The organism is Bartonella sp. AA1HLJMS (assembly GCF_042197445.1).
Taxonomy (GTDB): domain Bacteria; phylum Pseudomonadota; class Alphaproteobacteria; order Rhizobiales; family Rhizobiaceae; genus Bartonella.
The window spans coordinates 1-2,248 of the sequence record NZ_JBHIRW010000120.1 but is presented as its reverse complement, the minus strand read 5'-3'; the positions used below and the strand labels follow the sequence as shown (position 1 = coordinate 2,248).

The 2,248-nt window shown below is 44.1% G+C and carries 1 protein-coding gene; it reads right to left on the bottom strand.

Going from position 1 to position 2,248, the window contains the following annotated elements:
* The coding region (locus ACFIQE_RS09710; protein ID WP_375707638.1) for a hemagglutinin repeat-containing protein at nt 1-2,248 on the bottom strand (2,248 nt) is incomplete at both ends.

Here is a 2,248-nt window from a genome sequence, read left to right as displayed (position 1 = left end):
AAGAGACGTTTATTGATGCACCATCAGGCTTTCCATTGCCTTTAACCCCAACAGAAACAGAGTTTTTTTTGCTGGAACTTTGTCCCGTATCACTGCGGCTGACAACGGTAAAATCACCTCCTACTTCCATTTTTACACGCTCTCCAGAAACCACTGCTCCTGCCAATGTGGTGTTTCCCCCACTGTTGGTGTGAACCGCGCCCGTGCCTATAATATGGGCGTTCTTTTGTTGAACCGCCTCACTGGAGCCTTCTCCTTGACTAAAGGAGGCATTGCCTGTTCCCTCTGCGCCACCGGTACCATAACTGGCTCCGATATTCATTGAAGCGCTTTGGTTATGGTTTTGTGTGCTTTGCGTGTTTTGCGCACTTTCAAAGGTAATGTGCTGTCCTGCATCCAAGTTGATATTCCCGCTCTGCGGATCATTGCCCAGCGCATAAACAGGATTGGTACCGGCAATAACGTCGGCTCCAACACCATGGATGCTGCCTTTGTGGGCTTTCATATTGACAGAACGCCCAGCTTCTATGCTATTGGTTACAGCAGTAGATGTCTGAGAAGACTTCTCTTCCTTTTCAGTCTTAAAGCCTACGGTAACACTGGTAGAAATATCCACCATTTTGAGAAGGGAATCTTTTGTTGATCCGCTCTTTATCCCATTATAGAGATCTTTGCCTTTGTTATAGAGATCTTTGCCTTTTAGACCAAGAATGATGCCATTGCCGATTTTGTGTTTTGTATCCCCATGACCAAAACGTTTTCCTGCATCCTTTATATCTTGTATGGTACTAAGAATGCCAACATTGACAGAACCTGTAACACCAGCAAAGAAATTTTCATGTTTTTTTTGTGTCTTAGAGATATCTTGGCTTTCCGAAAGCGTGATATTATTACCGGCATCAACACTCACATCACGACCTGCTGAAACATCGGCTGCTTGCAAGGTCACATCATTGTTCGCACTGATCCGCACATCTTGGCGTGCCGTGATGTGTGATTGTGTGGAAGTGGTTTCCCATTGATCGCTGGTGTCTTTCGTGCTCTCAACCCCAACTCCTACAGAAACACTGCTGCTGCTGTTTCCAAACTGAAAACCAAAACCTGAACGCTTTTCTTCAGAATTTGACTTATGGCTATTATGACCCACAAGCACATTGACATCACGAGCTGCCGAAAGGTTAATATTCTCACCTGCAAGATCAGAGCCAACAATTGTCACATCTTTTTTCTTAGCAGTGATGTTGATAGTGCCATTCGCATTGAGAGAAGAGCCTTGATGTTCAAAACTTTCTTCATTTTCTGTCTTTGTCTCACTCCCATATATCGATAAAAAGTCCTTGCCTGAACCCGCGCCCAAACCAGATGCATGTTCTTCTGAGTAGCTGCTATGGTGATCTGTCATACCATCAATCGTCACACTTTCTCCACTCACATTGATATTTTGACCGGAAAGCAGATGAGAAGCAGAAATCTTGGCTTCTCCTTGTGCGTCTAACACGATGTTGCCCGTCGCCCCAAGGATAGAGGAGACCGTTGTGGTATGCGATTGAGAACTATCGGACGATTCCTCATGCAAAAAGCTACTTGAAGACGATTGGTATTGCTGGTCGTAGTGTTCTTGAGCGCCTTTTATAAGAATATTCCCACCAGAATGAATAGAAATATCCGCTTTTGCTTGATCTGGTGTTTCCTCTTTTTTTCCAGCAAGAAGCATCGACCCAATGATTTTTGTATCGTTGCCAGATTCAAAGGCTATCCCTTCACCGCCTGTTATACTTGAGCTCACGACTTGGGTAGCCTCAACATTATTATGGACTCTCTCACTAAATATTCCATCCTCTTTGTGATCAGACATCTCATAATTTAAGCTATCTTCTGCATTGTTGATTAAAATATCGTTACTGGCTTTCAGCCCCACCTTGCCCTTGGCATCTATATCGGAAGCAGAGACATGGATATCGTGCCCCGATATGATATCCATATTCTTTCCAGAACTTAGATGAGAGCCATTGTGCAAGGCAACATGGGAGGTTTCACTCCCATTCTGATTGTCCATACTGTTGCGTGTGGCATCAATCGAAATATTCCTCTCAGCTTGCAAGAGAAGTTTATCCTTTGTTTGAACATCAGAGCCTAAAATATTCAAATCTTTTCCAGAGGCAAGTGTCGTCGAGCCTCCAGAGTTGACTTCTGATTTATGATGCATGGTGGCATCACCCTGTTCATCATGGTAATGGGTTTCTGCTGA